26 protein-coding genes are annotated in these 25600 nt (G+C 74.7%); 12 read left to right on the forward strand and 14 right to left on the reverse strand.

The window, feature by feature from the left end; translation table 11 throughout:
* From ACSNN9_RS11260 to ACSNN9_RS11290, 7 genes are all read right to left on the reverse strand, one after another.
* The coding region (locus ACSNN9_RS11260) for an AfsR/SARP family transcriptional regulator (RefSeq protein ID WP_436672967.1) at positions 1-261 on the reverse strand (261 nt) is incomplete at its 3' end.
* 755 nt (positions 262-1016) lie between these two features.
* Positions 1017-2012 carry a TauD/TfdA family dioxygenase gene (locus ACSNN9_RS11265; protein WP_436672968.1) on the reverse strand — a complete coding sequence of 332 codons (996 nt, stop codon included), beginning with the start codon at positions 2010-2012 and terminating at the stop codon, positions 1017-1019.
* A gap of 51 nt (positions 2013-2063) precedes the next feature.
* Positions 2064-5048, reverse strand: coding sequence for a condensation domain-containing protein (locus tag ACSNN9_RS11270; RefSeq protein WP_436672969.1), 2985 nt, complete (start codon positions 5046-5048; stop codon positions 2064-2066).
* 2 nt (positions 5049-5050) lie between these two features.
* Positions 5051-6841, reverse strand: a complete 1791-nt coding sequence (locus ACSNN9_RS11275) for a non-ribosomal peptide synthetase (protein WP_436672970.1) — start codon at positions 6839-6841, stop codon at positions 5051-5053.
* A gap of 4 nt (positions 6842-6845) precedes the next feature.
* Positions 6846-7667, reverse strand: coding sequence for a hypothetical protein (locus tag ACSNN9_RS11280; RefSeq protein ID WP_436672971.1), 822 nt, complete (start codon positions 7665-7667; stop codon positions 6846-6848).
* Positions 7668-7746: 79 nt separating this feature from the next.
* Positions 7747-8484: an ABC transporter permease gene (locus tag ACSNN9_RS11285; protein ID WP_436672972.1), complete on the reverse strand. Its 738-nt coding sequence runs from the start codon at positions 8482-8484 to the stop codon at positions 7747-7749.
* Positions 8484-9428: an ABC transporter ATP-binding protein gene (locus tag ACSNN9_RS11290; protein WP_436672973.1), complete on the reverse strand. Its 945-nt coding sequence runs from the start codon at positions 9426-9428 to the stop codon at positions 8484-8486. The genes ACSNN9_RS11285 and ACSNN9_RS11290 overlap by 1 nt, the downstream gene beginning before the upstream one ends.
* A gap of 231 nt (positions 9429-9659) precedes the next feature.
* Here ACSNN9_RS11290 and ACSNN9_RS11295 point away from each other — a divergent pair, with 231 nt between their 5' ends.
* The 8 genes from ACSNN9_RS11295 (at position 9660) to ACSNN9_RS11330 (ending at position 15380) form a co-directional block, all read left to right on the forward strand.
* A complete protein-coding gene (locus ACSNN9_RS11295) occupies positions 9660-9890 on the forward strand; it encodes a hypothetical protein (RefSeq protein WP_436672974.1) in 231 nt (76 codons plus the stop codon).
* A 1-nt stretch (position 9891) separates the two neighbouring features.
* Complete coding sequence (locus ACSNN9_RS11300) at positions 9892-11361, forward strand: amidase (protein ID WP_436672975.1); 1470 nt, start codon at positions 9892-9894, stop codon at positions 11359-11361.
* Positions 11361-11516, forward strand: a complete 156-nt coding sequence (locus ACSNN9_RS11305) for a hypothetical protein (RefSeq protein ID WP_436672976.1) — start codon at positions 11361-11363, stop codon at positions 11514-11516. Before ACSNN9_RS11300 ends, ACSNN9_RS11305 begins: the two co-directional genes overlap by 1 nt.
* Positions 11498-11641 (forward strand): hypothetical protein, encoded by a 144-nt coding sequence (locus tag ACSNN9_RS11310; protein WP_436672977.1) that lies wholly within the window; start codon positions 11498-11500, stop codon positions 11639-11641. Before ACSNN9_RS11305 ends, ACSNN9_RS11310 begins: the two co-directional genes overlap by 19 nt.
* Before the next feature lie 184 nt (positions 11642-11825).
* Positions 11826-12758, forward strand: a complete 933-nt coding sequence (locus ACSNN9_RS11315; RefSeq protein WP_436672978.1) for an ABC transporter ATP-binding protein — start codon at positions 11826-11828, stop codon at positions 12756-12758.
* An 8-nt stretch (positions 12759-12766) separates the two neighbouring features.
* Positions 12767-13591, forward strand: a complete 825-nt coding sequence (locus tag ACSNN9_RS11320) for an ABC transporter permease (protein WP_436672979.1) — start codon at positions 12767-12769, stop codon at positions 13589-13591.
* Positions 13588-14778 (forward strand): sensor histidine kinase, encoded by a 1191-nt coding sequence (locus ACSNN9_RS11325; protein ID WP_436672980.1) that lies wholly within the window; start codon positions 13588-13590, stop codon positions 14776-14778. Before ACSNN9_RS11320 ends, ACSNN9_RS11325 begins: the two co-directional genes overlap by 4 nt.
* Positions 14775-15380, forward strand: coding sequence for a response regulator transcription factor (locus tag ACSNN9_RS11330; protein ID WP_101411373.1), 606 nt, complete (start codon positions 14775-14777; stop codon positions 15378-15380). Before ACSNN9_RS11325 ends, ACSNN9_RS11330 begins: the two co-directional genes overlap by 4 nt.
* A 9-nt stretch (positions 15381-15389) precedes the next feature.
* Here the strand turns inward: ACSNN9_RS11330 and ACSNN9_RS11335 are convergent, their stop codons facing one another.
* Positions 15390-16358, reverse strand: a complete 969-nt coding sequence (locus ACSNN9_RS11335; RefSeq protein ID WP_436672981.1) for a peptidoglycan-binding protein — start codon at positions 16356-16358, stop codon at positions 15390-15392.
* 209 nt (positions 16359-16567) lie between these two features.
* On the opposite strand from ACSNN9_RS11335, the gene ACSNN9_RS11340 reads away from it, so the two are divergent.
* Positions 16568-17293, forward strand: a complete 726-nt coding sequence (locus tag ACSNN9_RS11340; RefSeq protein ID WP_436672982.1) for a Clp protease N-terminal domain-containing protein — start codon at positions 16568-16570, stop codon at positions 17291-17293.
* A 6-nt stretch (positions 17294-17299) separates the two neighbouring features.
* Here the strand turns inward: ACSNN9_RS11340 and ACSNN9_RS11345 are convergent, their stop codons facing one another.
* A complete protein-coding gene (locus ACSNN9_RS11345; protein ID WP_436672983.1) occupies positions 17300-17818 on the reverse strand; it encodes a hypothetical protein in 519 nt (172 codons plus the stop codon).
* A gap of 124 nt (positions 17819-17942) precedes the next feature.
* Entirely contained in the window at positions 17943-18134 is a 192-nt protein-coding gene (locus ACSNN9_RS11350; RefSeq protein WP_436672984.1) for a DNA repair protein, read from the reverse strand.
* A gap of 313 nt (positions 18135-18447) precedes the next feature.
* Here ACSNN9_RS11350 and ACSNN9_RS11355 point away from each other — a divergent pair, with 313 nt between their 5' ends.
* Positions 18448-19110 (forward strand): GNAT family N-acetyltransferase, encoded by a 663-nt coding sequence (locus tag ACSNN9_RS11355; protein WP_436672985.1) that lies wholly within the window; start codon positions 18448-18450, stop codon positions 19108-19110.
* Positions 19111-19314: 204 nt separating this feature from the next.
* On the opposite strand, the gene ACSNN9_RS11360 is transcribed toward ACSNN9_RS11355, so the two are convergent.
* Both ACSNN9_RS11360 and ACSNN9_RS11365 read right to left on the reverse strand, forming a co-directional pair.
* The gene (locus tag ACSNN9_RS11360) at positions 19315-20013 is read right to left on the reverse strand and encodes a TetR family transcriptional regulator (protein WP_436672986.1); all 699 of its coding nucleotides are present in this window, start codon (positions 20011-20013) and stop codon (positions 19315-19317) included.
* The gene (locus ACSNN9_RS11365; RefSeq protein ID WP_436672987.1) at positions 19976-20974 is read right to left on the reverse strand and encodes a DCC1-like thiol-disulfide oxidoreductase family protein; all 999 of its coding nucleotides are present in this window, start codon (positions 20972-20974) and stop codon (positions 19976-19978) included. Before ACSNN9_RS11365 ends, ACSNN9_RS11360 begins: the two co-directional genes overlap by 38 nt.
* A 170-nt stretch (positions 20975-21144) precedes the next feature.
* Here ACSNN9_RS11365 and ACSNN9_RS11370 point away from each other — a divergent pair, with 170 nt between their 5' ends.
* Entirely contained in the window at positions 21145-21501 is a 357-nt protein-coding gene (locus ACSNN9_RS11370) for an STAS domain-containing protein (protein ID WP_436672988.1), read from the forward strand.
* 5 nt (positions 21502-21506) lie between these two features.
* On the opposite strand, the gene ACSNN9_RS11375 is transcribed toward ACSNN9_RS11370, so the two are convergent.
* Entirely contained in the window at positions 21507-22709 is a 1203-nt protein-coding gene (locus ACSNN9_RS11375; RefSeq protein ID WP_436672990.1) for a PP2C family protein-serine/threonine phosphatase, read from the reverse strand.
* Between the two features lie 81 nt (positions 22710-22790).
* Positions 22791-24248: a glycoside hydrolase family 3 N-terminal domain-containing protein gene (locus ACSNN9_RS11380; RefSeq protein ID WP_436672991.1), complete on the reverse strand. Its 1458-nt coding sequence runs from the start codon at positions 24246-24248 to the stop codon at positions 22791-22793.
* Between the two features lie 166 nt (positions 24249-24414).
* Between ACSNN9_RS11380 and ACSNN9_RS11385 the strand changes: the two genes are divergently transcribed.
* Positions 24415-25590 (forward strand): ROK family transcriptional regulator, encoded by a 1176-nt coding sequence (locus ACSNN9_RS11385; protein WP_357883872.1) that lies wholly within the window; start codon positions 24415-24417, stop codon positions 25588-25590.
* Positions 25591-25600: the final 10 nt, after the last annotated feature.

Below are 25600 nucleotides of genomic sequence, written 5' to 3' on the forward strand. Positions count from 1 at the left end.
GGTGTGGAGGGTGGGGTTGGTGGTGGGGTCGGTGTTGTGGGTGAGCATGCGGCGGATGCCGGAGACGGCGTTTTGGACCATTTTGCGGGCGGTGGGGGGTGGGTTGCCGTCCCACATGGCGTTGAGGATTTGGCTGGTGGCGACGACTTTGTTGGCGTTGAGGAGGAGGTAGCCGAGGATTGCGCGTTGTCTGATGCCGCCGAGTTCGAGTTGGTGGCCGTTGTTGGTGACTTCGGTGCTGCCGAGTACGGAGAATTGCATGGGTTCCTCCGGTGGGTTGTGGCGTGGGTGGTGCGTTTCCGGCGGGGTTGGAGTTTCCCATCGGTGGTCATTGGCGAGGCACCCCTAGGGCACCCCGCAGGAGGTGGGGGTGCATGGTGTGGGTTATCGGGTCGTCAGTGTGGAGTTGCTGGTCAGGCATTGTCGGGTGGTGGTGGGGCGTGAGTTCCTCATCCGGGCCAGGTGAACGGCGCACGTGTGGCGTGGGAACGGTGCCCGTGAGCTCGTGCGGATCGGTAACGGGATGGACCGGGACGGCTCTCCCCGTCGCGCCCCGCTCGCCGGCCGCCCTCGCTCCCGACCCCCGGGGCGCCACGAGGATCGCGTGCCGGACGAGGCCGCGCGCCGGCGCGCCGCGACGATTCCGCGGCCCGTATGAGGCATTGACGCGAGTCGCCGATCGGCGGCGAATGCGGCGGAGTGCGGTCGACGGGGCGCGCGGCGGTCGGCCCCGGCGCACGAATGCGGAATGGCGGCCTCGGGGGAGACGCACCCCGGGCGAAATGGCGGCCTCGGGGGGAGGACACACCCCCGGGCGAAATGGGCCGCGGGCGCGGCCGCGGGGCGGGACACCGCGGCCGAAAAGAGAACTCCGGCGGGCGGGGCGCGCGAAAGGGGACGCGGTGGTGCGGCTGCCGGATTCCGGAGCCGAACACCACCGCGTCCACGGTCCGTCGTCGACCAGCCGGTCCGTCGCGTACGGACCGGCGCCGACCCGCCGGCTCGGAGCCGGGCCGTCAGCTGCCGCTGTTGAGCACGTTCCCGTCGCCCGGGCGCAGGGCCCGGGAGCGCCGGAAGTCGCGGTGCACGAAGATCCGCTGCAGCCACCGGTCGCGGCCGTCGTAGCGGGGCGTGAACTCGGTGCGGCCGTGCAGGGCCAGCCGGTTGTCGACGAACGCGAGGTCGCCGGGTTCCAGGATGAACGTCCTGCGCACGGTGCGCAGCGCGTCGCCCAGCAGCGACAGCGCCTGCGCGGCCTCGGGGTCGAGGGGGAACGAGCTCTCGAAGTCGACCTGGACGTCCGGGTCCTCGGGGCTGCCGCTGAGGATGCCGTGCGGCTCCGGCGCGCTGCGCAGGTCACCGAACGACGCCGGCGGCTCGGTGACGAACCGTGGCTCGTGCAGCACCTCGCGGGCCTGCTCGGACAGCAGGGGCAGCGCGTTGCGGATCGACGTGACCTGCAACCCGGCCACGTTGTCGTGGTCGTTGCGCAGGCAGTGCAGCCCGACGTAGTCCGGACGGTAGACGTGGAAGGCGTTCTCCACGTGCATGGAGAGCATCACCGAGCCCGCGTTGCCCTGGAACTTCTCCATCCCCGGCACCGGCACGACGTCCTGCACCAGCGCGCCGCTCTTCTCCTCCTTGAAGGCGATGAGCTCCCCGAGTTGCAACCCGAGCAGCACCTGCGCGGCGGCGGGCACGGTGGACTCCCGCTGCGCCGAGCCGGCCACGGTGGGCGTGGCGGGCAGTTCGTCGGCGTCCACGGGCAGGTTGCGCACCAGCAGCACGGCGTCGGGCCCGGGATCCCAGGCGAAGCGCCGCACCATCTGGCGCAGTCGTACGGGCAGGTTGCTGGACAGCTCGCGGGCCGAGCCGAGCCAGGCGGCCGAGTCCACCAGGCGCGGCGGTCGGCCCGCCAGGTAGCGGGCGATCGTGTCGACCTCGATGTTCTCCTCGCGGGTCAGGACGATCGAACGGTCGGTACTGCGTGTGGGCTGGACGTCTACGGTCACGCCGAGCCTCCTCTGCTGAGGTTCGAGACGGTGTGGGGGTGGAGCGATCGGTCAGTCGTCGTCCTCGTCGTCGTCGTCCCAGAACGCGTCCTGCAGGTGCTCCGCGAGCTGCCGTGGCGTCGGGTTGGCGAACAGGTCGGCGAGCTGGACCGGCATCGCCAGTTCGGTCCGCACCCGCTGCACGAGCTGGGCGCCCAGCAGCGAGTGGCCACCGCTGGCGAAGAAGTTCGAGTCCGCGTGCAGGCCCGGCCGGTCGAGCATCTCGGTCCAGATCCCGACGAGGGCGGCGGTCGTCTCGTCCGGCGGGTCGGCCTCGGCCGATGCCCGCGCCGCGGCGAGCGCGACGAGGGCCGCGCGGTCCACGGTGCCCGCCACGGTCACCGGCAGCTGGTTCAGCACGACCAGTTCGGGCGTGCCCGGCAGGGCGCGGGCGTGCTCGCGCAGCCGCTCCGCCACGTCGGGCTTGCGGGACTCGACGAACGCGACGACCGTGACGTCCTGCGCGTCGCCGCCGGCCCCCACGGCGGCGACCGCCTCCACGTCCGGGTGGGCGGCGAGGACGGACTCGATGTCGGAGAGGTGGATCCGCTGGCCGGCGACCCGTACCTGGGCCGACAGCGGGCCGACGACCTCGACCCGGCCGTCCGGCAGCAGGCGCGCGAGGTCTCCGGTGCGGTGGAACCGCCCGTGCGTCGGGTGCTCGCCGAACCGGACGGCGGTCAGCTCCGGCCGGCCGTGGTAGCCGGCGGCCAGGGTGTCGCCCGCGACGCACAGCTCGCCGCGTACGCCGATGCCCAGCTCGTGCCCGGTGCCGGGCTCGGTGACGAACACGCGGGCCGCCGGGAGGACCCCCGTGGAGTCCCGTCCGCCGTCGAGCGCGGCGTACCCGGCGACGCCGGGCGTGGTGTAGCCGTGGTGCGGCGTGCCGCCGGTGGCGCGCAGCTGCGCGGCCAGCGGGCGGGAAAGCGGTTCGTGCGACACCAGGACGGCGCGGCCCGCGAGCCGGGCACCGGCGTGCTCGACCACCTGGCGCCACACCGCCGGCGGCGCCTGCACCACGCCCACCCCGTGCCGCTCCACCAGCTCGCCGAGCGCGTGACCGTCGGTGCGGGCCCGGTCGGGGGCGACGACGACCCGGCCGCCGGTGGTCAGCGCGACCAGCAGCTCCGTCAGCGCCGCGTCGGTGGCGACGCTGCTCAGCCAGGAGGTGACGGCCGGCCCGGTGGCGACCCGGTCCGCGAGCTGCGCGACCGCGCCGGCCAGGGCCCGGTGGGTGACCGTCACCGCGAGCGGCGCGGGCGCGTCGACCTGGTACGCCAGGTAGGCCGCCGCGTCGAGGTCGGGCCCGGCCGGCGCGTCGGTGCGGGCCGCGTCGGCGGCGGGGATGCGCACCGCGCCGGGCACGGGGAGGCCCTCGGCCGCCAGCACCGGCGCGGCGCCCGAGTCGGCCAGCCGCGCGGCGAGGTCGGGGATCGGCTGGGTCGGGTCGAGCAGGACGCAGCGCGCGCCCGCCAGCCACCCGCCGAGCCACGCGGCGGCCAGCTCCGCGCCGCGCGGCGCCAGCACGGCGACCGTGCTCGCGCCCGAGGCCGCGACCAGGTCCCGGGTGGCGATCGCCGCCGACCACAGCTGGCCGTACGTGACGGCGTCCGCGCCGTCCTGCACGGCGACGCGGTCCGGGTCCGCGGCGACCGTCGCGTGCACCGCGTCCAGCACGGACGCCGTGGCGGCCGCCCGCGGCGGCGGCGCCGACAGGGCGAGGTCGCTCGCGCCCCGGCGGGACAGCTGCGCCACCGGCCGGTCCAGGTCGTCGCCCAGCCGCACGAGCAGCGCGTCGTACCGCTCCAGCAGCAGCGCGACGTCGGCCGCGTCGAAGGCGTCGACGCAGAACGCCGCGCGGACGGTGGTCGCCTCCGCGCCCGGCATGATGAAGAACTCCAGGTCGAAGCGGCTGTAGCCGTTCTCCACCATGACGTGGCGCACCGGCATCCCGGTCAGCGTGGCGGAGGCGTCGACGGTGCCGGGCACGTAGTTGAACAGGTGCCGGAAGAACGAGCTGCGCCACGACGACGGCGCGTCGCCGAGCACGGCGGGGGACACGTGCTCCAGCGGTACGTCGGCGTGGCTGATCGCCTCCAGGAAGGTGCTGCGCGTCTGCTTGACGACGGCGCGGAAGTCGGCGTCCGAATCGACCCGGACCCGCAGCGGCACCAGGTTCGCGTGGTAGCCGATGGCGTTCATGCTGCGCTGGTCGCGGACGTTCACCGGGGTGCCGATGACCACGTCGGATCCCGCGCCGTGCTGGGCGAGCAGCACCGAGTACGCCGCGAGCAGCACGACCGCCTCGGAGGCGCGCAGTTCGCGCTGGAAGCGGCGCACCACGTCGCGGGCCGGTGCGGAGAGTTCGTGGTGGACCGTCCGGGCGCGCAGGGACGGCGCCCCGACGGGCGGCCGGGCGCACCACAGACCCGCCTCGGCGGGCCGCAGCCCGTCGAGGTTCTTGCGCCAGTACGCGACGCTGCGCTCGTCCGGCGCGCGTTCCGCGAGCGCGGCCACCGGGGCGTCGTCCGGCCGGCGTCCCGCCGCGACGGTCTCGTACGCGGCGAGCAGCTCGCGCAGCAGGATCGTGGTCGACATGGCGTCGAAGATCAGGTGGTGCACGACGACGCAGCACACGTCGCCGTCCGCTCCCGCGCGGACGCCCGCCCGCAGCAGGGGGCGGCCGTCGATCGCGAAGGGCTCGGCGGCGAACGCGGTCAGATCGGCGTCCATCCCGTCGTCGCCCACCGCGACGTCCACCAGGGGCACGTCGACCTGGTCGAGCACCTCCCGGGTGAGCGTCGCGTCGTCGGAGCGGAACACGGTGCGCAACACCTCGTGACGGGCCAGGACCGCCCGCAGCGCCGCCGTGAACAGCTCGCGGTCGATCCTGCCGGCCACCTCGAAGGCGACCGCCACGTTGTTGACCCCGGTGTCCGGCACCAGCCGCTCGAGCAGCCACATGGCTGCTTCCTTCCTGCTGGCTGCGATGGTCATGCTCACTCGTCCCCTCGGTCGGTGTCGGCGCAGACCTCGGCGAGTCGCGCCACGGTCCGGTTTTCCAGCACGTCGCGCAGCGACAGCGTGAGCCCGCGCCTGCGTGCCTCGTTGACCAGTTGGGCGGCGCCGAGGCTGGTGCCGCCCCGGACGAAGAAGTCGTCGTCGACGCCGATCGAGGAGACGGCGGTGTAGGTGGCGAAGAGCTCGCACAGCAGGGCCTGCAACTCGTCGGCCGGCGCCCGCCCGCCCGGGGCCGCCGCGACCTCCGGCGCCGGCAGGGCCGCCGTGTCGAGCTTGCCGTTCACGGTCAGCGGCAGCGCCGCGAGGCTCACCACGGCGCTCGGCACCATGTAGTCCGGCAGGGTCTCCGCGAGGTCCTTGCGCACCTGCTGCGGATCGACCTTCCCGTCCGCCCCGGGCACCACGTACGCGACGAGCTGCTTGACCTCCGGGGTGTCCGTGCGGATGACCACCGCCGCGTGCCGCACCTCCGGGCGGCGCAGCAGCGCCGCCTCGATCTCCCCGAGCTCGATGCGGTAGCCGCGGATCTTGGCCTGGTTGTCGACCCGCCCGCAGAACTCGTACTCGCCGTTCTCGGTGGGCCGGACCCGGTCGCCCGAGCGGTACATGCGCGAGCCGGGTGGGCCGAACGGGTCGGGCAGGAAGCGCTCGGCGGTCAGCGCCGGCCTGCCCAGGTAGCCCCGGGCCAGCTGGGCCCCCGCGATGTGCAGTTCGCCGATCTCGCCGGGCGTGACCGGGCGCAGCTCCTCGTCCAGCACGTGGAAGCGCACGTCGGGCATGGGCTGGCCGATGGGCAGCGGCCCCGGCGGCACCGGCTGGTCGGGCTCGATGACCACCGTGCTGCACCCGACCGTCGTCTCCGTCGGGCCGTACTCGTTGACCACCCGCGCGCCGGGGTGCCGGCGGCGCCAGGCGTCGACGGTCTCGCCGAGCAGCAACTCGCCACCGGCCATCAGCTCCCCGGTCGGGGACGCCTCGGCGGGCAGCGCGGTGAGCAGCGGGATGTGCGACGGCGTCACCTTCACGAACGTGGGCCGCTGCTGCCCGGACGGTCCCGCGGCGGGGGTGCCCATCTCCTCCAGGGCGCCGACGTGCACGCAGCCGCCCGTCATGAGCGGCGCGTAGAACGCGGTGACCGTCAGGTCGAACGCGAACGAGGAGTGCAGCAGCGCCCGGCCGCGTACGCCCGGGTAGGCCGCCACGACGTGGCGCAGGTACGTGCCGAGCTGGCGGTGCTCGATCACCACGCCCTTCGGGCTGCCGGTGGAGCCGGAGGTGTAGATGACGTACGCCGTGTTGGCGGGCCGCAGCGGGGCGAGCCGGTCGGCGTCGGTGACGTCGGTGTCCGGCTGGTCGGCGTACGCGGCCGGCTCGTCGAGGAGGACCCGCGGCGTGTCGGACGCCGGCAGCGCGTGCTGGTCGTCGCCGGTGGTCAGCAGCAGCATGGGCCGCGCGTCGGTGAGCATGTGCTCCAGCCGCTGCGGCGGGTAGCTCAGGTCCAGCGGCAGGTAGGCCGCCCCGGCCTTGAGGGTGGCGAGCGCGGCCACCACCAGGTGCGCGGACCGGATCCCGATCGCGACGAGCCGCTCCGGACCCGCGCCGAGCGACACCAGCCGGTGCGCGAGCCGGTTCGCCTCGGCGTCCAGCTCGGCGTACGTCTTCCGGTGCTCGCCCCACACGACGGCGGTGGCGTCCGGGGTGCGCCGCACCTGCTCCGCGAACAGGTCGGTGAAGAGCGCGGGCTCGCGGCCCGCCCGGCCCGGTGCCATCGCGCTACCCCGCCGTCCGCAGACCGGCGTCCGCGCCGGTCATCAGGCCGGAGACCGCCGCGGCGACGTCGGGGTGGCGCAGCATCTGTTCGTGGTCGACGTCGAGCGGGATGGTGCGCCCGAAGACCTGTCCCCGCTGGGTGGAGTGCGCGGAGGTGATCGCCGTCGCCGTGGCCCACTGCGGGGTCGGGTCGATCTCCGCCGCCGCCCGCAGGTAGCCGACGAACGACGCGAAGCTGCCGCCCAGTTCGCCCCGGACGTCGTCGTCCAGCCCGAGCCGGCGGCCCGCCACGTCGATCGCGTCGCGGAAGATCCCGGCGAGCGCGGGGCCGATGAGGGTGAGGTCCTCCAGCCCGTACTTCTCCTGGACGGCCTGGCCGTCGGCGTGGAACGCGGCGATCTCCTCCGGGGAGAGGATGGTCCGCAGCGCGTCGGCGGCGGCGTGGAAGTCCCGGTAGAGCCCGACGATGTTCGGCAGCTCCGGGTCCAGCAGGACCAGCCTGGGCGCCTCGTCCTGCGACTCGGCCAGCCGGGACGCGAGGGGGGCGGCGAAGACCGCGCCCACGCAGTAGCCGATCACGGTGTCGACGGTGCGCTCCCGCCGGCGGACGGCCTTCGCCCACCGCTCGACGTAGTCGGCGCCGGACATCGTGTCCTCGGCGCCGGAGGCCGGTGCCACGGTCTCCCAGATCTCGCCGGGCGCGCTCAACATGGGGACCAGGTCGCGGAAGCACGCCTGGGTGCGGCCGGTGCTGGTGAAGTCGACGGTGAGCGTGAGGCCGCCCTGCCCGCCCTTGCGCAGTATCTGCCAGGAGTTCTTCTTCACGATGGAATCCCTCGTCGTAGCGATGCGTACGTTCGTCGTGCAGGGGGTCGGGCGGCCGTCCGCTCCCGGTCGCGGGCAATCAGACGCGGGCGCTGTCCCGCAGGTACCGCAGGGTCACGGCGGCGCCGAGCACGACGGTCCACCCGACGAGCACCAGGGTGGCGAGCCCGAGCCGGGAGTCGTCCTCGAACGGGCTGTGGCCGACCTCGGCCAGCCAGTGGCTCGGCATGACCGCGGACACCTTCTGGAGCCACTCGGGGAACGCGACCGACGGGAACAGCGCGCCGCCGAGCACGCCGAGCAGCATGTGCGAGACGGAGGTGAGGACCTGCACGCTCTCGGCCGTGGCGACCTGGCCGATGAAAACGCCCAGCAGCGCGAACGGCAGCGTGCCGAGCCAGACTCCGAGCACCAGCTGGAGCCAGCCGGTCAGCGGCAGTTGGACGCCCTGCAACAGCGCGCCGGTGAGCGCGACCGCCGTGATCGCCGGCAGCGCCACCACCATCGCCGCGGCCAGCTTCGCGGTCAGGTAGGACGTCGGCGACAGCGGGGTGATGCGCAGCTGACGCTGCCAGCCCGTCGACCGCTCGATCGCCACCCGGGTGCCGACGTTCAGCGCGACGAAGAGCGCGCCGAAGGCGGCGAGACCGCCCAGCAGGTGCTCGCTGAAGTCGATGCCGGTGCGTTCGACGACCTCACCGCGGAACAGGTTGGCCTGCATCAGGTAGAGCAGCGTCGGGAACAGGAACGCGGCGATCCAGAACTTGCGGGCCCGGATCACCCGCTTCACTTCGATCTTGAGGAAGCCCGTGCTCATCAGGCGGCCCCGCCCTTCGTGGAGGTGAGGGCCAGGAACGCCTGTTCCAGGCCGAGGGCGCCGATCTCGACGTCGTACGCCCCCGGATGGCGCGCGAACAGCTCCCGGGCGGCGGCGTCGGAGTCGGAGCAGACGAGTTCGAAGCGCTGGCCGCGGGACTCGACGCTCTGCACGCCGGGCAGCAGGCGCAGCTGCTCCACCGTCGCGTCCGGGACGGTGGCCGACAGCGAGCGCCCCGCCACCACGGAGCGGATCTCGGCGACCGTGCCGTCGGCGATGACCGTCCCGGCCTGGACGAGCACCACCCGGTCGGCGAACTCCTCGGCCTCCTCCAGGTAGTGGGAGGCGAACACCACGGTGCGCCCGGAGTCGGTGAACTCCCGCATGGCGGCCCAGAACACGTGGCGCGACTCGACGTCCATCGCCACCGTCGGCTCGTCGAGCACCAGCAGCTTCGGGTCGGACACGAGGGTCATCGCCAGGCGCAGCCGCTGGCGCTGGCCGCCGGAGAGTCGGCCCCGGCGGTCGGCGATGTCGGTGAGGTCGGTGCGGCGCAGCACCTCGGCGACGGGGAGCGGGGCGGCGTGCAGCGACGCCACCATCGTGAGCAGCTCGCGGATCGACACGTCGTCGAGCAGCGCGCCGTCCTGGAGTGTCGCCCCGATGACGCCCCGGGTGATGGCCTCCCGGGGGGTGTGCCCGAAGACGCGGATCTCGCCGCGGTCGGGGCGGGTGAGCCCGAGGATCATGTCGACGAGCGTGGACTTGCCCGCGCCGTTGGGCCCGAGCAACGCGACCACCTCGCCGGGGGCGATCCGCAGGTCGATGCCGTTGACGGCCCGCACGTCGCCGTATCTCTTGTGCACGTCCGACAGGTCGATCGCCTGTGGATCCACCGCACCGAGCGTGGGTGTGGCCACGAGGTTCGCAATTGCGTTGCTCATTGATTTCCCCATTTAGATCGGTGCGGGCATGCGAATAGTATTTAGCAGCGCCACACAGCGGGGAGCCAGGAATTCCGGGGCCGGCGCCGCGAGAATTGGCGTCCGAGGCGCCTTATTCCGGGGTGGTGAGGGGTGACCGTAGGGGTTACCCCGCGACGGCCGTACCCGCCATCGTCGGACCTGTCGTGGTCCTGGGCTGCGTAAATCCGCGGCCCGTGCGGGGAGGTGTTCGTGGCACGCCAGGAGCGGAACGGTGACCGTCATTCGTCGAACGGCGACGGGAAGGCGGACGTCATGGTCCGAGACGACATCACGGCTGAGCTGTTCGCCTTTCCGCACAGCGACTTTTTCCGGGACACCGGAACGGGAACGGAACCGGAATTGGCCGGTAATCGTCCCGCGCCGCCGTCCCCGCCGCGGGCCGTCGCGACCGGCCGGCACGAGCAGCCGGTGGTGAGCTGACATGGACCGCCTCGCCGCCGCCGAGCGGGCCGACCGGCTCGGGCCGATGCTCGGCACCTTCCTGCACCGCTTCCCGATCGACGACCCGGGCACCGACGGGCCGCTGCGCGGCACGCTGATCGGCGTCAAGGACGTCGTCGCCGTCGCCGGCGCGCCGAGCACCTGCCAGAGCGTCGTGCACGACGCGAGCTGGTGGGCCGACCGCGACGCGACCGTGGTGGCGCGGCTGCGCGCGGCCGGCGCGGTGATCGTGGGCAAGACCACGATGGCCGAGCACGCGCTGTCCCGGCCGGACCCGGCCGCGACGTTCCCGGTGCCCCGCAACCCGTGGGATCCCCACCGGTGGACCGGCGGGTCGAGCTGCGGCAGCGCCAACGGCATTCCCGCCGGGTTCTTCGACGCGGGTGTCGGCACCGACAGCAACGGCAGCATCCGGATCCCGGCCGCGCTGTGCGGCGTGACCGGGCTGAAGCCCACGCAGGGTCTGCTGCCGGCCGCCGGCGTCCGCCCGCTGGCGCGGTCCGTCGAGACGGCGGGCCCGCTGGCGCGTACGGCCCGGGAGTGCGCGCGGCTGCTCGCCGTGATGGCGGACCGGCCCGCGGAGCTGTCCCGGCCGCCGCTCGCCGACCTCGCGGGCGTACGCGTCGGCGTCCCGGGCGACCTCGTGCGGTACGCCGCCGCGCTGACCGACGACACCGCCGCCGCCTTCGACGCCGCGCTCGACGAGCTGCGCGCCGCCGGGGCGGAGGTCGTCGACGTGCCGTTCGACGAGGCGTTCCCGCTCTTCGCCGCGCAGCTCGTCACGATGCTGGTGGAGGCGTTCGAGGTGCACGGGGCGCAGTTCCGGGCGCGCTGGAGCGACTACGGCCGGCCGTTCCGGTGGAACGTCGCGCTCGGCGGCGTGCTGCCGGCGGAGACGTACCTGCGGGCCCAGCGGGTGCGCGGGTGGGGCGCCGACGCCCTGCGGGCGCGGTTGCGCGACGTCGACGTCATCGCCACGCCCGCCTGGCCGTCCGCCGCCCCCCGCTACGACGACCAGGCCAGCCTCCAGACGATCTCCTTCCTGCCCAGCATCTGGAGCGCGGTCGGGTTCCCCGCGCTGGCGCTGCCGATGGGGGCCGACGGCGACGGGCTGCCGCTGTCGCTGCAACTGGCCGCGGCCCCCGGCCGCGACTTCGAGCTGGCCGCCGTCGCCGACGTCTACCAGCGGCGCACGGGCTGGCACGAGCGCGAGCCGAAGCTGGACGTCGTGACGGACCTCGCGCCCGTCTGCGCCCCCGAGGTGCCCACCGACGGCGTCGACCCCGTGCGGCGGGAGCGGCTGGCCCGGGCGTTCGGCGAGCTGGGCGTCCCGCTGGGGGACGGGGACCTCGACCAGGTGACCATGACGTGGACGAAGGTCGAGGCTCTCGCCGGGGTGCTGCCGGAACTTCCGGTGGACGTGACGCCGTTCGCCGCCGCGCCGGACTGATGGGCGCCATCCCGGGGCCGCCGGGCCACCGGCTGCTCGGCGTCGTGCCGGCGTTCGAGCGCGACATGCTGGGCACCCCCGAGGAGTCCTTCGCGGCGTACGGCGACTGCGTGGCCTACCGCTTCGGTCCGGCGTGGTGCTCAAGGCCTTGCTGACGCGCTTCCGGGTGGACACGACCGGCTACGAGCTGACGCTCACGCCCCTGTCGACGCTCCGCCCGGCGGGCCCGGTGCCCGCGCGGATGACGGCCCGCGTGCCGGCGCGGGCGGCCGCCCGGTAGCGGGTGTGGCGGCGCGTCGCCCCGGCCCGGCCCGCGCGGGGTCGGCCGCCCGGGCGCGACCGCACCGCCGCCTCGCGCGTGCCGCGGGCGTGGGGGACGCACGGGTGGGGCATGCGTACGACACGGTCGGAACATGACGCGGCGGGGGTTGGATCCGTCGCCGGTCGACGGCAGCCTGAGAAGCATGGATGACGTCGTGATCGAAGTGGACGGGCTGCGCCGCGGCTACGGGGAGTTCGAGGCGGTGCGGGGCATCTCCCTGCGGATCCGTCGGGGCGAGCTGTTCGCCCTGCTGGGCACCAACGGTGCCGGCAAGACCACCACCATCGAGGTGCTGGAGGGGCTGCAACCGGCCACGTCCGGCCGCGTCCGGGTGCTCGGGCTGGATCCGGTGCGGGACCGGGCCACGGTGCGTCCCCGGACGGGCGTGATGCTCCAGCACGGGGGGTTCACCGGTGCGCTGACCGTCCGGGAGACGGTGGAGATCTGGCGGTCCCTCACCGTCCGGCCGCAGACCGTCAGGGAGGTGCTGGAGCTCGTCGACCTCGCCGACCGGATGAACGTGGCGGTCGAGCAGCTCTCCGGCGGCGAGGGCCGGCGGCTGGAGCTGGCGCTCGCCGTGCTCGGCCGGCCGGAGGTGCTCTTCCTCGACGAGCCGACCACCGGCATGGACCCGGCCTCCCGGCGCCGCACCTGGGACGTCGTCCGCGAGCTCCAGAAGGGCGGGACCACCGTCCTGCTCACCACGCACTACCTGGAGGAGGCCGAGGTCCTCGCCGACCGGGTGGCGATCATGCGGGGTGGCAGCATCGTCGCCACCGGGGCCCCGGAGGACGTCGTGCGCACCCTGCCCGCCCGGATCAGCTTCCGGCTGCCGGCGACGGACGCGCTGCCCGACCTGCCGCACGCGGCCCGCCTGGTCGAGGGCGACCGGGTCACGTACGAGTCCCGCCAGCTCCAGACCGATCTCACCCGGCTGCTCGAATGGGCCAACGCGGGCGACATCCGGCTGGCGTCCCTGTCGGCCCGACCGGCCACCCTGGAGGATGTCTTCCTGGACATCGCCGCCGACCACGACCTGACCGACCAGCACGCGGAACCGGAGGCCGCCCGATGAGCGGGACGATGACGACGCCGAGCCCCACCACCACCGCCGCCTCGCGCGACCGGGCGACTCGGCCGTTCTGGCAGATGGCCGCGATGCTCAAGATGGAGCTGCTGGCGCTGCGTCGCAACTGGACGGCCACGGCCATGTCCGTGGTGACCCCGCTGATGATCGCCATCCTGCTCGTCAGCGAGTACGGGGGCGAGGCGGTCGCCGGCGTCCGCCGGGTCGTCAGCATCACCACCCTGATCATGGTCTTCCTGGTGCACCACCACCTGACCACCGTGTACGCGTCGCGCCGCCAGGAGCTGGTGCTCAAGCGGCTGCGGGCCGGGCTCGCCTCGGACCGCACCATCCTGCTCGGCACGGCCAGCAGCACCGTGGCGATCTTCCTCGCCCAGTTCGTCGTGCTGGCCGGCTACGCCATGCTGGTGCTCGGCCTGCCGATGCCGAAGAACCCGCTGGTGATGGCGGTGGCACTGCTGTTCGGCTCCGCGATCATGGCGGCGTTCTCGGCGGCGCTCTCCGCCATCACCCGCAGCTCCGAGGCGGCCATGCTGACCACCCTGCCGACCGTGGTGATCTTCCTGGCCACGCCGGGTGCGCTGCTGCCGCTCGGCGCGCTGCCGGAGTCGCTGGAACGGATCCTCTGGTTCCTGCCCATGGGGCCGTTCACCGAGATCATGCGCGTCGGCTGGCTCGCCCGCACCGACGAGGGTCAGGCCCTGAGCTTCGCCGGGACGCTGGCCGAGACGCTGCCCTCCTTCGGGGTGCTGCTGGTCTGGCTGGCGGTGTCGCTGTTCATGGCCGCCCGGTACTTCCGATGGGAGCCCCGGCACGGATGATCGAGGTCATCGCACCACCTGGCATCGGGAGCGTGCGGATGGAGCGGGCGCAGGTCGAGCGCGACGTCGGCCTGCGCCGCGCCCGTGCCGTCACGCTGAGCACCGTCGGCAGCGGCGTCCTGGGCACGTTGCTGCTGGCCGCCGTCGGACTGACGCGGGAGGAGGACCCCCGCTGGGCGGTGGCCGGAACGGTGGGGGTCGTCCTGTTCGTCGTCGCGCAGAGCGGAGCGCTGTACGGGGCGATCACCCCGTGGCTGGCCGAGTCGACGCGGCGGCGCCTGCTCGCCGGGTTCGTCTGGGCCGCCGTGCTCTCCGTACCGCTGGTCGGGCCAGTGGGCGGGCCGGAGTGGGCGACCTGGGGGTTCCTGGGGGCGTCGGTGATCGGCTCGGTGTCCCTGCTGCGGCAGTGGTGGGTCGCCGGTCCGGCGGTGCTGCTGTCCGTGGCGACGGCCGCCGGGGTGGCGGCCTGGAACGGGGCCCCGGTCCGCGGCCAGGTCACCATCGTGCTGGTCGCCGGCCTCTCCATGGCCGCGTGGAACGCCCTCCAGCTCTGGCTGTGGGGGCTCCTCGTCGAGGCGCAGCGGGGGCGGGCCGCCCAGGGGCGCCTCGCCGCCACCGAGGAGCGGCTGCGGTTCGCCCGCGACGTGCACGACCTGCTCGGGCACAGCCTCTCGGTCATCGCGCTCAAGGCCGAGCTGGCGTCCCGGCTGGCGGCCACGGACGCTGGGCGGGCCAGCCGGGAGGCGGCCGAGGTGCAGCGGCTGGCGGCGTCGGCGCTCGTCGAACTGCGCGAGGTGGTGCACGGGTATCGTGCGGTGGACCTCGGGGACCAGATCGCCGCGGTGGAGCAGGTGCTGCGTTCCTCCGGCATCCGCTGCGCGGTCGCGCTGCCCCCGGACGCCGTGCCGCCGGACATCGCCCGGCAGTTCGTCGCGGTGCTGCGGGAGGCCAGCACCAACGTGCTGCGGCACAGCCGGGCCACCTGGTGCACCATCGAGATCGGCCAGGACGAGGACGAGGTACGGATGACCATGACGAACGACGGCGCCGAGGGGGCGACGCCGGACCGGCACAGCTTCGGGCTGCGCGGGCTGGCCGAGCGGCTGGCCGAGGCCGGGGGGACGCTGCGCCACCGGATCGACGACGGGGTGTTCCGCCTCGACGTGACGGTACGGACCCGCCCGTGATCAGGGTGCTGCTCGCCGACGACGAGGACCTGATCCGGGCGGCGCTGGCCGCCCTGCTCGGTCTGGAGTCCGACCTGGAGGTGGTGACCGAGGCGCCGGACGGGCGGGCCGCCGTGACCGCCGCGCTCGCCCACCGGCCGGACGTCGCCGTGGTGGACCTCCAGATGCCGGCCCTGGACGGGCTGGAGGTGACCGCGGAGCTGGCGCGCGTCCTGCCCGCCTGCAAGGTGGTGATCCTGACCGGGCACGGCCGGCCGCCGCACCTGCAACGCGCGCTGGCCGCCGGGGCGAAGGGGTTCCTGCCCAAGGGCGCGCCGGGCGGCACGCTCGCCGACGTCATCCGCCGGGTGCACGCCGGCGGCCGGTACGTCGACCCGGCGCTGGCCGCGGACGCGCTCACCGCGCCGGAGTGCCCGCTGACGCCGCGCGAGCTGGACGTGCTCCGGCTGGCCGAGTACGACACGCCGGTGGCGGAGGTGGCCCGGCGTACCCATCTCTCCGCCGGCACGGTCCGCAACCACCTCTCCGCGGCGGTCAGCAAGCTCGGCGTCGCCAACCGGGCGGAGGCCTTCCGTACCGCCCGGGACAACGGCTGGCTCTGACGGCGCCGCTCAGATGAGCACGCTCCAGGTGACCGGGCCGACGAGGCCGTCGGCGACGAGGCCGTTGCGGCTCTGGAAGCTGCGTACCGCGCTGGTGGTGACCGAACCGAAACCGCCGTCGACGAGGAGGCTGGCGCCCCGGGCGTTCAGGGCGGTCTGGAGGCCGCGCACCAGGTCGCCGGAGTTGCCCTCCCGCAGGGGCAGGACGAGCGCGGTCCAGGTGATCGGGCCGACCATGCCGTCGGCGTAGAGTCCCCGGCTGCTCTGGAAGCTGCGGACGGCGCTGGTGGTTGCGGCCCCGTAGACGCCGTCCACCACGACGGAGATGCCGCGCGCCCGCACCAGGTACTGGATCACCCGGGGCACCCACCCCGAGGCGCCCTGGCCGACGCTCGGGTAGCCGGTGCTGCCGACGGGAGCCGTCGAGCCGAGGGTGATGCCCCGGTTGGCCAGGAAGACCCGGGGGTCGAGCGTGGTCAGCCGCGGGTGGTGGATCTCGAAGTGCAGGTGGGGGCCGGTCGAGTTGCCGGTGGTGCCCATCAGGCCGATCAGCTGGCCGCAGCTGATCTGCTGGCCGTCGCTGACCAGCACGCGGTAGAGGTGGCCGTAGTAGGAGAAGTAGTTGTCGGCGTGGTCGATGTGGACGCTGTTGCCGGTGCGACCGGCCAGGGGCCCGCTCGTCGTGTCGCCCGGGTACGAGTTGGTCCTGATGTCCCGGACGGTTCCGGCGGCCGTGGCGTAGACCGGGGTGCCCTGGCTGTTGGCCACGTCCCACCCCAGGTGCCCGGGCCGGCTGGGGCTTTTGTAACCGGAGGTCAGCGTGCCGCGCGTCGGGTTGCTCCAGGTGCCGGTGGCGGCCTGCGCGGGGCTGGGCAGGCCGACGACCCCGATCCCCACGCCGACGCCGAGCGCCGTGAGGAGGGCGCGGCGCCGGGCCGGCGCGTGGATCAGGCTGGCTGTCTCCGGTGCGTCACACATCTGTTGCCTCCGATGTCCGCTCCGAAGGGGCGGTTCGACAATGAAGATCGGATCGTAAATCTTCTATGCGGGACGGGGCAATGGTGGAACTTTCCTACGCGCCGCCCGCCGGGGCCGCCGGTTCGGTGCGGGCGGCGGGCGGGCGCGCCACGGGTGCCTCGCGTCAACTTCTGGTTGACGCGAGGCACCCGTCAACCTATGGTTGACGCATGACGGAACCAGTGCAGATGAGCAACCCCGTACGACTCGACGACCTGATCCAGGCGATCAAGAAGGCGCACCCGGACGCGCTCGACCAGCTCACCGACGCGGTCATCGCGGCCGACCACCTCGGCGACGTCGCCGACCACCTGATCGGCCACTTCGTCGACCAGGCCCGCCGCTCGGGCGCGTCCTGGACCGAGATCGGCCGCAGCATGGGCGTCAGCAAGCAGGCGGCGCAGAAGCGCTTCGTGCCGAAGGCCGACGAGACGCCGCTGGACCCGCAGCAGGGCTTCGCCCGCTTCACCCCCCGCGCCCGCAACGTGGTGATGGCCTCGCAGAACGAGGCCCGGGCCACCGGGCACGCCGAGATCCGCCCCGAGCACCTGGTGCTGGGGCTGCTCAGCGAGCCGGAGGCGCTGGCCGCGAAGGCGATCGTCGCCCAGGGCGTGTCGCTGGAGCGGGTACGCGAGGCGGCGACGGCCGCGCTGCCGCCCCCGGCCGCCGAGGTGCCCGACCTGATCCCGTACGACGCCCAGGGCAAGAAGGCGCTGGAGCTGACCTTCCGCGAGGCCCTGCGGCTCGGGCACAACTACATCGGCACCGAGCACATCCTGCTCGCGCTCCTGGAGCACGAGAACGGGGCCGGGGCCCTCAGCGGGCTCGGCGTGACCAAGGCCGCGGCCGAGGAGTGGGTGGCGGCGGCGCTGCGGGCCGTCCAGCTGCGGGAATGATCCGCCTCAGGGCGCGGTGGGGAAGCCGTAGCGGGTGGCGTGCTCGGGATCCGTCGGGTCGACCTGGCGGATCCCGGCGTCGGCGAGTCGCTTGTTGACCTCGTCGAGCCGCTCGCGCACCAACCGGGCCTCCTCCTCGGTGACCCGGCCCCGGTGCGGCCGGCCGGCGTGCTCGATCGTGCCGTAGTCGACCCGCTCCGCGCCCTTGCGGGCCTTCGGCGGGCGGACCCGCTCGGCCGTCTTCAGCAGCTGCGCCATCGGCACGTCGGTCGCCATCGCGTCGAACTCGCTCGCGGTGAGCACCACCCGGCGCGGCTCGCCGTCGCCGTGCCGGTCGTGGATCTCGACCACCGCGACGTCCAGCGCGGCGTCGTCGATGCCCTCCACCTCGACCGGGGTGGCGTCCAGCCGCACGGGCCCCGCGACCAGGTCAGGGTGCTCCAGGACGACGACGCGGACCACCTCGTCGTCGGGCTGGATGACCGTGCCGCTGAAGTCGGAGACGTGGATCGTCTTCTTGCCCATGCGCGGAGCTTCTCCTGTCGTAGGCCGGGATGCCGGACCAGAAGAAATTACCCGACAGGTGTGCGAAAGCCGCCGGTGGACCGTCCGGGTGTGTCGCGGAGTCGCCCGGCCGCGCGCGGGGCGGTCAGCGGGTGTTCAGGCCGCCGCGCGAGGAGGCGCCGGCGGGCTGCTTGTTCACCTCGCTCCACGAGAGCGCCTCGGTCCCGGCGCGGTGACCCCGGTACGCCGACTGGGCCGGGAACCGCCCGGCGGCCTCGGTGGCCCGCCAGAGTCGCTCGGGGTCCTGGTGGTACCGGTCGTTCGGCTGATTCGGCATGACCATACCGTCCCAAACAAAGTTGTCCATGTATGAAAGTGAATATGACGACCGATCGATGCGTCTGGTTCCCGTGATCGGCCGTCTCCCCACGAATCCCCGGCCATCGGCGTGCCGGTAGGTCTACCCGCCCGCCCCGCCGCCCAACCCTCGCGCCGGCCGGACCCGACGCGGCCGGGCACCGGCGGCCCGCCCCGACGGGTTCCGTCGCGCGGGGCCGAAGCGCCCGCGTACGGTGATCGTCGGCGAGGCGGGCCGGGCGTCGGCGGCCCGGCCTCCGGTGCCCACCGACGGCCGCGGGGAGGTGAGCGCGATGCTCGACCGGCGGCTGCACCTGCACCTGGCGAGCTGGCTCGGCCAGTGGCCGGCCGGGCCCGGGCTGCACGTGGTCGGCTCGCACCGGCGCGCCCGACCGGCCTGGGACGGCCGGCTCCGGCCGGCCGTCGCGGTGACCGCCGGCGTGAGCACCGTGCTCTCCGTGGCCCCCGACCGGGTCGCGGCGGTCCGCGAGCTGGCCCGGCGGCCGGGCGGGCCACCGCTCGCGGCGTTGCCCGCCGCGGTCGGGCGACCCGGCTGGGCGGTGCACGACGACGTGTTCCGGTGGAGCGTGGCACCGGCCCCGCTGCCGGACGCGGGGGAGTGGACGGCCCCGACCGCCGCCGGGCTGCCGTCCTGGCTGCGCCTGTTCGACCGGCCGGTGCTGGTGGCGCGCGACGCCCGGGGGCGCTACCTGTCCGGGGTCGGGATCAAGCGGCACGACGCGTACGGCCACGAGCTGGCGGTCGGCACCGTGCCGGCGGCCCGGGGGCGGGGGCTGGCCCGGCGGCTGGTCGCCCAGGCGGCGCGCCGGGTGCTCGACGAGGGGGCCGTCCCGACGTACCTGCACGACCCCGCCAACACCGCCTCCGCCCGGGTGGCGGCCGCCGCCGGCTTCCCCGACCGGGGCTGGCGGTCCTTCGGCGTCTACCCGCGCTGAGCGCTCCCGCGGGCGGTGGGGCGCGGACCGTGGTTCCCGGGCCGGATCCACGGTCCGCAGTCTCGCTCCCCAGGGCCCCGCGGGTGGTGTGCGCACCGATCACGCTACGTAACCGTGAGGGCGAAGGCAAGATGCCGCAGGTCCTATTCGGGTGTCAAGTAGCGGACCTGACCTGCGGCTATTCGGGGGATGGCGGGGCGGGGTTCAGTGACGCAGCGTGCGAATGAGGTCGAGCACCTGCCGGGTCACCGGGCGCAGCACGCGCAATCGGGACAGCCCCACCAGCCGGTCGACCAACGGCACCGCGCCGTCGATCAGCTGCCGGGTGCGGGCCTGGCCGGGCGAGCGGTCGTAGACCCAGTAGAGCACCACCCCCATGTACGCCAGCCAGAGCAGCTCCGGCAGGTGCGGGCGCAACTCCGGGTCGACCCGGGCGGTGGAGCCGTCCAGCACCTCGGCGAAGAGGGCGATCGCCGCCTCGCGGGGGCCGGACGACTCCGCCGAGAAGGGGCTCAGCGGGGAGGTGGGCTCCGCCGCCGTCTTGAAGAAGCTGGCGGCGAAGGAGTGTGACGGGGTGAGCACGTCGATCCCGGCGTGCAGCACCCCGGCCAACCGGGCGGCGAAGTCGGGCTCCCGGTCGAGCGCCGGCCCGGCCGCCGCCCGGTGTTCCGCCTGGGCGCGGGCGTAGAACTCCTGGATCAGGTGTTCCTTGGAGCCGAAGTAGTAGTAGGCGTTGCCCACCGCCACCCCGGCCTCCTGGGCGATGGCGCGCATGGTGGTCCGGGCGTACCCGCGCTCGCGGAACAGCCGCATGGCGGTGTCCAGGATGAGCTGCCGGGTCTGCTCGCCGCGCGCGGTCGCCGGCTCACCCGCAGCGGTCGTCGGCGCAGTCTGCTCGGTCATCGGGGCCACCGTATCCCGCCAGGTCGTCGGCCGGCTCCGCCCACGGGTCGCGGACGCGTTCGCGCACCGAGGAGGCGGCGGCGACCACCCGGCGGGCGAGCGGGAGCAGGTGCGGTCGGGCCAGCCGCTCGGCGGTGGCCCGGTGGCCGGCCAGGGCCCAGAGGCAGGCGAGCCAGGCGCCGTCCCCCACGTACACCTCGCCGGTGTCCGCGACCACGGTGAGGTCGCGCAGCGTCGCGTCGTGGTCCAGGCCGGGGAAGCGCCGCCGGGCCTCGGTCGAGCCGGCCGGCACGAACTCCAGGGGTACGAGCTGGGCGCGGGACGCCAGCCAGCGCCGCGCGGACCGGCAGAGTGGGCAGTGCGCGTCGTAGAGGACGGTGAACCCCCGGACGCCACCACCCCCGTGCGCGGTGGCGTCCGGGAGGCCGTCCGGCCCGCCGGAGTACCCGGTGGTCATCGGGCCGGCGGGGTGCGGGCCGGCCGGGTTGGCGTGCGGGCCGGCCGGATTGGCGTGCGGACCGGCGGGGTGCGGGCCGGCGGGGTTGGCGTGCGGGCCGCGCGGCGCGGGTGGCATGGGCAGCCGGCCGGCCGGGGCGAGCGGCGGGTGGGTGGCGAACTGGCGTAGCCGGCCGCGGCGGTACCGGCCGAGGGCGAAGACGTTGAAGAAGTGCAGCGCGCCGAGCACCAGCAGCACCAGTCCGATCTTGAGGGAGAGCTCCTCCATGGCCTGGGCGGTCGAGCCGACCGGGTCGGGGTGCTTCATGGCCACCGTGACGTAGCCGAGGTTGAGCAGGTAGAAGCCGACGACGAGCAGACTGTTGACGGCCCTCGCCAGCCGCTCGTTGGCGAACACCTCCTCCAGGAAGACCAGCCCGTTGCGCGACAGCGCCCGGGCCACCCAGACGGTCAGCCCGATGCTGATCGCCAGGTAGACCAGGTACATCCAGACCTTCGTGTCCATCGCCGACGCCCCTCTTGAACATGTTCAAATGTTGTCGCCTCAGCGTAGGCGAATTCTTGAACGCGTTCAAGTGGGCTCTCGCGGCCGGCGGCGTGGCCCGGCCGGCCGGGGGGTCGGTATGGTCGAGGCGCGCCGCTGCCGGGCGCGTCCTTTCGACGATGAGGCGGGCCATGGACCGGGGTACGTGGGACACGGAGCCGGGGCGGGTGGTCCTGCACCCGGCTGGTGAGATCGACATGGCCACCGCCGGCGAGTTCGAGGCGACGCTCACCGAGGCACTGCGCCGGCCCGGCGTCCGGGAGGTCGTGGTCGACCTCGCCGACGTGCGCTTCCTCGATTCCAGTGGCGTGCGCGTCCTGGTGCACGGCGTCGCCGTGGGCCGCGAGGGCGACGTGACGCTGCGGGTGACCGGCCCGCAGCCGGGGGTGGCGCGGGTCCTGCGGATCACCGGGGTCGACGCCCTGCTCGGGCTCGCCGACGAGGCCACCGGCCGGCCCGTCGCGCGGGGGTGGCGCGGGCTGGACTGACCGGCTCAGGGCTCCGCGTTCGCCGACGCGGTCGTGGACCACTCGACCAGCATCAGGGTCGCGTCGTCCTGGTGCGCCCCGCCCTGGTGCTCGGTCACCGCGTGACTGAGCCGGCGCAGCGTCTCCGCGGCCGGCAGCCCGGACCCGATGTGCCGCTCGGCGAGGTCGGCCAGCCGGGACAGCCCGAACATCCCGCCCGCCGGGTCGCGCGCCTCGGTCACCCCGTCGGTGTGCAGCAGCAGCCGGTCGCCGGGCTCAAGCCGGGCCTGGGCGACCTCTCCGCCGTCGTCGGGCAGGCCGAGCGGGAGCCGGCGGCCCCCGGCCAGTTCCTGCACGGCCCGTCCCCGGCGCAGCAGCACCGGCGGCGGGTGCCCGGCGTTGACGTACCGCAGCAGCCCGGAGCCGGTGTCCAGCTCGGCGAGCACCCCGGTGACGAACCGCGCGTCCCGCCACTGGGCGACGATCGCGGCGTCCACCGCCCGCGCCAGGCCGGGCAGGTCCGAGCCGGCGCGCCGGGCCGCCCGCAGCGCGGCCAACGCCACCGAGGTGGTGAGCACCGCCGGCAGGCCGTGACCGACCCCGTCGAGGATCGCCAGCGTCAGGGTCCCCCCGTGCACCGCGTAGTCGAAGGCGTCCCCGCCGACCTCGTAGCAGGGTTCGAGCAGGGCGCTGACCGTCGCTTCCGGGGTGGCGAAGGTCAGCGGCGGAAGCAGGTGCCAGAGCAACTCGGCGGAGTCCCCCATGGGCCGGCTCCGGCGCGTCCGGTGCAGGACGTCGCCGTAGTCCCGCTTGCTGGTGACCAGGTGGCCGACCAGCCCCGAGATGAGCCGGCAGCCGTCGCGCAGCGCCTCGTCGGCGAGGTCGGCGTCGGTCGGCGGGAACACCTCCAGCAGCCCCAGCCGGTCGGTGCCGTTGACGATCGGCACCCACAGCCGGGGCGGTGGCCCCTGGCCCGCGTGCACCTCGACCTGGGTGAAGGCGCGGCCGGCCAGGCTGGTGTCGATCGGCAGCACGTCCGGCGCGGGCCGGTCCGATCCCGGCAGCGGGCGCAGGCCGCGCTGCTCGGCGTCGACCAGGTACACGGTCGCCGCCACGCCCAGCGGCCGGAGCACGGCGCCGACCGTGGCCGCGAGCTCGTCCGGGGGCAGCCGGTGGGACCGGGACACGAGGTCGGCCAGCGCCCGGTGCCACGGATGGGTGGCGGTCATGCTGTCGCATACCCCGGCCGGGCCCGGTCGAAGCCGGCCGGGCCCGGCCGGGGCGAACCGCCGCCCGCAGCCGGGCGCGCGTCAGCCGGCCAGGCCGAGCACCTCGGCGGCCGCGCGCCCGCAGGCGTGGCTCGCGCCGTACGTGGTGACGAACGCCCGTACGCCCGCCGGACGCCACCCGGAGGGCCAGCCCATCTCGACCACGGTCACCGGATGCTCGGCGGCCAGGGCGGTCACCAGGTCGGCGCCGCCCGGCAACCGGTGCAGATGGCGGCCGACCAGCACGATCGGCCGGTCCCCGGCGAGCTGGCGCAGGGCGGCCGGCCCGGTCTCGGTGGCGACCACGCGCAGCTCCTCCGCGCCGGCCAGGTGCGGGCCGAGGCCCCACGGCACCCGCCCCTCGGCGAGGGTCGACGTGGCGTGCAGCTGGACGACCAGCGGGCGGTCCAGGCCGGCCAGTTCCCCCTCCACCCGCACGGCGCGCCGTGCCGCGGCGTACCCGAGCCTGTCGGGGGTGGAGGCGGCGGACGTCGTGCCGGCGGCCCCGGTCCAGGCGGCGAGCGCGGCGGCGCGGCCGGCCGCCTCCTCCACCCGTGCCCGGTCCAGGCGGCCGTCGGCCAGCGCACCGACGATCTCCGCGACCACCCGCTCGACCAGTTCGGCGTCGACCTCGGCGCCGATGCACAGCAGGTCTGCCCCGGCGGCGAGGGCCCGGACGGCGGCCGGGCCGATCCCGCCGGCCGCCACCGCGGCGCCCTTCATCTCCAGCGCGTCGGTGATGACGGTGCCGGTGAAGCCGTACTCGCCGCGGAGCAGGTCGACCAGGACGGCCCGGCTGAACGTGGCGGGGCCGTCGCCGGTCAGCGCCGGCACCCGGATGTGCGCGGTCATCACGGCCCGTGCGCCGGCCGCGACGACCGCGGCGAACGGCGGCAGGTCGCGCCGGCGCAGCACGTCGAGCGGCACGTCCACCGTGGGCAGCTCGTGGTGGGAGTCGGCGACCGTCGCGCCGTGCCCCGGGAAGTGCTTGGCGCAGGCGGCGACCCCGGCGGCCTGGAGGCCGGCCACGGCGGCGGCGGAGTGCGCGGCGACGCGGGCGGGGTCGGCGCCGAACGAGCGGGTGCCGATCACCGGGTTCTCGTCGGCGGTGTTCACGTCCACCGTCGGCGCGAGGTTGACGGTGACGCCGAGGGCGGCCAGCTCCGCGCCGATGGCCTCGTAGACCCGGCGGGTCAGCGCCACCTCGTCGATCGCGCCGAGCGCCGCGTTGCCGGGGTACGGGCTGCCGGTGGCGTGCGCCAGCCGGGTGACGTCGCCGCCCTCCTCGTCGATCGCGACCAGCACGTCCGGGCGGCCGGCCCGCAGGGCGGCGGTGCTCGCCGCCACCTGCCCCGGGTCGTGGACGTTGGTGCCGAACAGGGTGTGCCCCGCGAGCCCCTCGGCGACCAGGTCGACCGCCCAGCCCGGGGGAACCGGCCCCGGGTACGCGGCGAGCAGCGTGCCGAGCGCGAGCCGGCGCAGTCCTGGATCCAGCCCCACGTGATCTTCCCCTTTCGTCCCCGTCGGCACGATTTCGTACCGGCGGGGGTCGGTGACGTACCGGGTCGGCCGAGCACCCCGCTCCCGGGCGGCCGATACGCTGTCGGCTACCCGCTCGCAGGTCGGTTTACAGTTAGCAAGGTTTACCAAAACTAGAGGACGTGGCATGAGTGCGACCCGGCTGCCCGGCACCCCCCGCCTGTTGCGGGCGCTCAACGACCGCGCGGCGCTGGAGCTGCTGCTGGAGCAGGGGCCGCTGACCCGGGCCCGGCTCGGCGAGCTGACCGGGCTGTCCAAGGTCACCGCCTCCCAGCTCGTCGAGCGGCTGGAGGAGCGGGGGCTGGTCGCCCGGGTCGGCGAGCAGGCCGGCGGGCGCGGGCCGAACGCCCAGCTCTACGCCGTGCGGCCCGGCAGCGCGCACGTGGTCGGGGTGGACGTGGGCGCCGATCGGGTGGTCGCCGCCTGCGCGGACATCACCGGGACGGTGATCGGCCGCGTCGAGCAGTCGACCCGCGACACCGACGACCCCGTCGGGGTCGTGCACAACGCGGTGGTCCAGGCCGCGAGCAGCGCCGGGGCCCAGCTGTCGAGCGTACGGCGGATCGTGCTGGGCACCCCCGGCCTCGTCGACCCCGGCACCGGCGACATCACGTTCGCCTTCAACCTGCCCCGCTGGCACACCGGTCTGCTCGCCGCGCTCCGGGACGACCTGCACACCCCGGTGGTCTTCGAGAACGACGTCAACCTGGCCGCCGTCGCCGAGGCGCAGTCGGGCGCGGCCCAGGGGCTGACCGACTTCGTGCTGGTCTGGGTCGGCGCCGGCGTCGGCCTGGCGATCGTGCTGGGCGGCCGGCTGCACCACGGCAGCAGCGGTGCCGCCGGCGAGATCGGCTACCTGCCGGTGCCCGGCGCGCCCATCCCGCGTGACGTGTCCCGCCGGGCGAAGCCGGCGTTCCAGCAGTTGGTCGGCGCGGACGCGGTCCGCGAACTGGCCCGCGCGCACGGCTACCCGGACGACAGCGGCGCCGACGCGGTGCGCGCGGCGGTGGCCGACGGCACGGCCGGCGGCCCCATGCTCGACGAGGTGGCCCGCCGGTTGGCGCTGGGCGTGGCGAGCACCTGCGTGGTGCTGGATCCGCCGCTGGTGGTGCTCGCCGGCGAGGTCGGCCAGGCCGGCGGGGCGGCGCTGGCCGAGCGCGTGCAGCACGAGGTCGCGGCGATCACGCTGGTCCGCCCCCGGGTGGTGCCCACGGGGCTGCCCGAGGAGCCGATCCTGCGGGGCGCGCTGCGCACCGCGCTGGACGCCGTCCGCGACGAGGTCTTCGGCTCGACGGTCGGCTGACCAGGGCCGG

It is taken from the genome of Micromonospora sp. URMC 107, from assembly GCF_051386315.1.
Taxonomy (GTDB): domain Bacteria; phylum Actinomycetota; class Actinomycetes; order Mycobacteriales; family Micromonosporaceae; genus Micromonospora.

Coding starts and splice junctions, on each gene's coding strand:
- ACSNN9_RS11270 (WP_436672969.1), bottom strand. CDS start 5,048: ATGACCATCGCAGCCAGCAGGAAGGAAGCAGCCATGTGGCTGCTCGAG.
- ACSNN9_RS11275 (WP_436672970.1), bottom strand. CDS start 6,841: ATGGCACCGGGCCGGGCGGGCCGCGAGCCCGCGCTCTTCACCGACCTG.
- ACSNN9_RS11285 (WP_436672972.1), bottom strand. CDS start 8,484: ATGAGCACGGGCTTCCTCAAGATCGAAGTGAAGCGGGTGATCCGGGCC.
- ACSNN9_RS11290 (WP_436672973.1), bottom strand. CDS start 9,428: ATGAGCAACGCAATTGCGAACCTCGTGGCCACACCCACGCTCGGTGCG.
- ACSNN9_RS11300 (WP_436672975.1), top strand. CDS start 9,892: ATGGACCGCCTCGCCGCCGCCGAGCGGGCCGACCGGCTCGGGCCGATG.
- ACSNN9_RS11305 (WP_436672976.1), top strand. CDS start 11,361: ATGGGCGCCATCCCGGGGCCGCCGGGCCACCGGCTGCTCGGCGTCGTG.
- ACSNN9_RS11315 (WP_436672978.1), top strand. CDS start 11,826: ATGGATGACGTCGTGATCGAAGTGGACGGGCTGCGCCGCGGCTACGGG.
- ACSNN9_RS11320 (WP_436672979.1), top strand. CDS start 12,767: ATGACGACGCCGAGCCCCACCACCACCGCCGCCTCGCGCGACCGGGCG.
- ACSNN9_RS11325 (WP_436672980.1), top strand. CDS start 13,588: ATGATCGAGGTCATCGCACCACCTGGCATCGGGAGCGTGCGGATGGAG.
- ACSNN9_RS11335 (WP_436672981.1), bottom strand. CDS start 16,358: ATGTGTGACGCACCGGAGACAGCCAGCCTGATCCACGCGCCGGCCCGG.
- ACSNN9_RS11340 (WP_436672982.1), top strand. CDS start 16,568: ATGACGGAACCAGTGCAGATGAGCAACCCCGTACGACTCGACGACCTG.
- ACSNN9_RS11345 (WP_436672983.1), bottom strand. CDS start 17,818: ATGGGCAAGAAGACGATCCACGTCTCCGACTTCAGCGGCACGGTCATC.
- ACSNN9_RS11350 (WP_436672984.1), bottom strand. CDS start 18,134: ATGCCGAATCAGCCGAACGACCGGTACCACCAGGACCCCGAGCGACTC.
- ACSNN9_RS11355 (WP_436672985.1), top strand. CDS start 18,448: ATGCTCGACCGGCGGCTGCACCTGCACCTGGCGAGCTGGCTCGGCCAG.
- ACSNN9_RS11360 (WP_436672986.1), bottom strand. CDS start 20,013: ATGACCGAGCAGACTGCGCCGACGACCGCTGCGGGTGAGCCGGCGACC.
- ACSNN9_RS11365 (WP_436672987.1), bottom strand. CDS start 20,974: ATGGACACGAAGGTCTGGATGTACCTGGTCTACCTGGCGATCAGCATC.
- ACSNN9_RS11370 (WP_436672988.1), top strand. CDS start 21,145: ATGGACCGGGGTACGTGGGACACGGAGCCGGGGCGGGTGGTCCTGCAC.
- ACSNN9_RS11375 (WP_436672990.1), bottom strand. CDS start 22,709: ATGACCGCCACCCATCCGTGGCACCGGGCGCTGGCCGACCTCGTGTCC.
- ACSNN9_RS11385 (WP_357883872.1), top strand. CDS start 24,415: ATGAGTGCGACCCGGCTGCCCGGCACCCCCCGCCTGTTGCGGGCGCTC.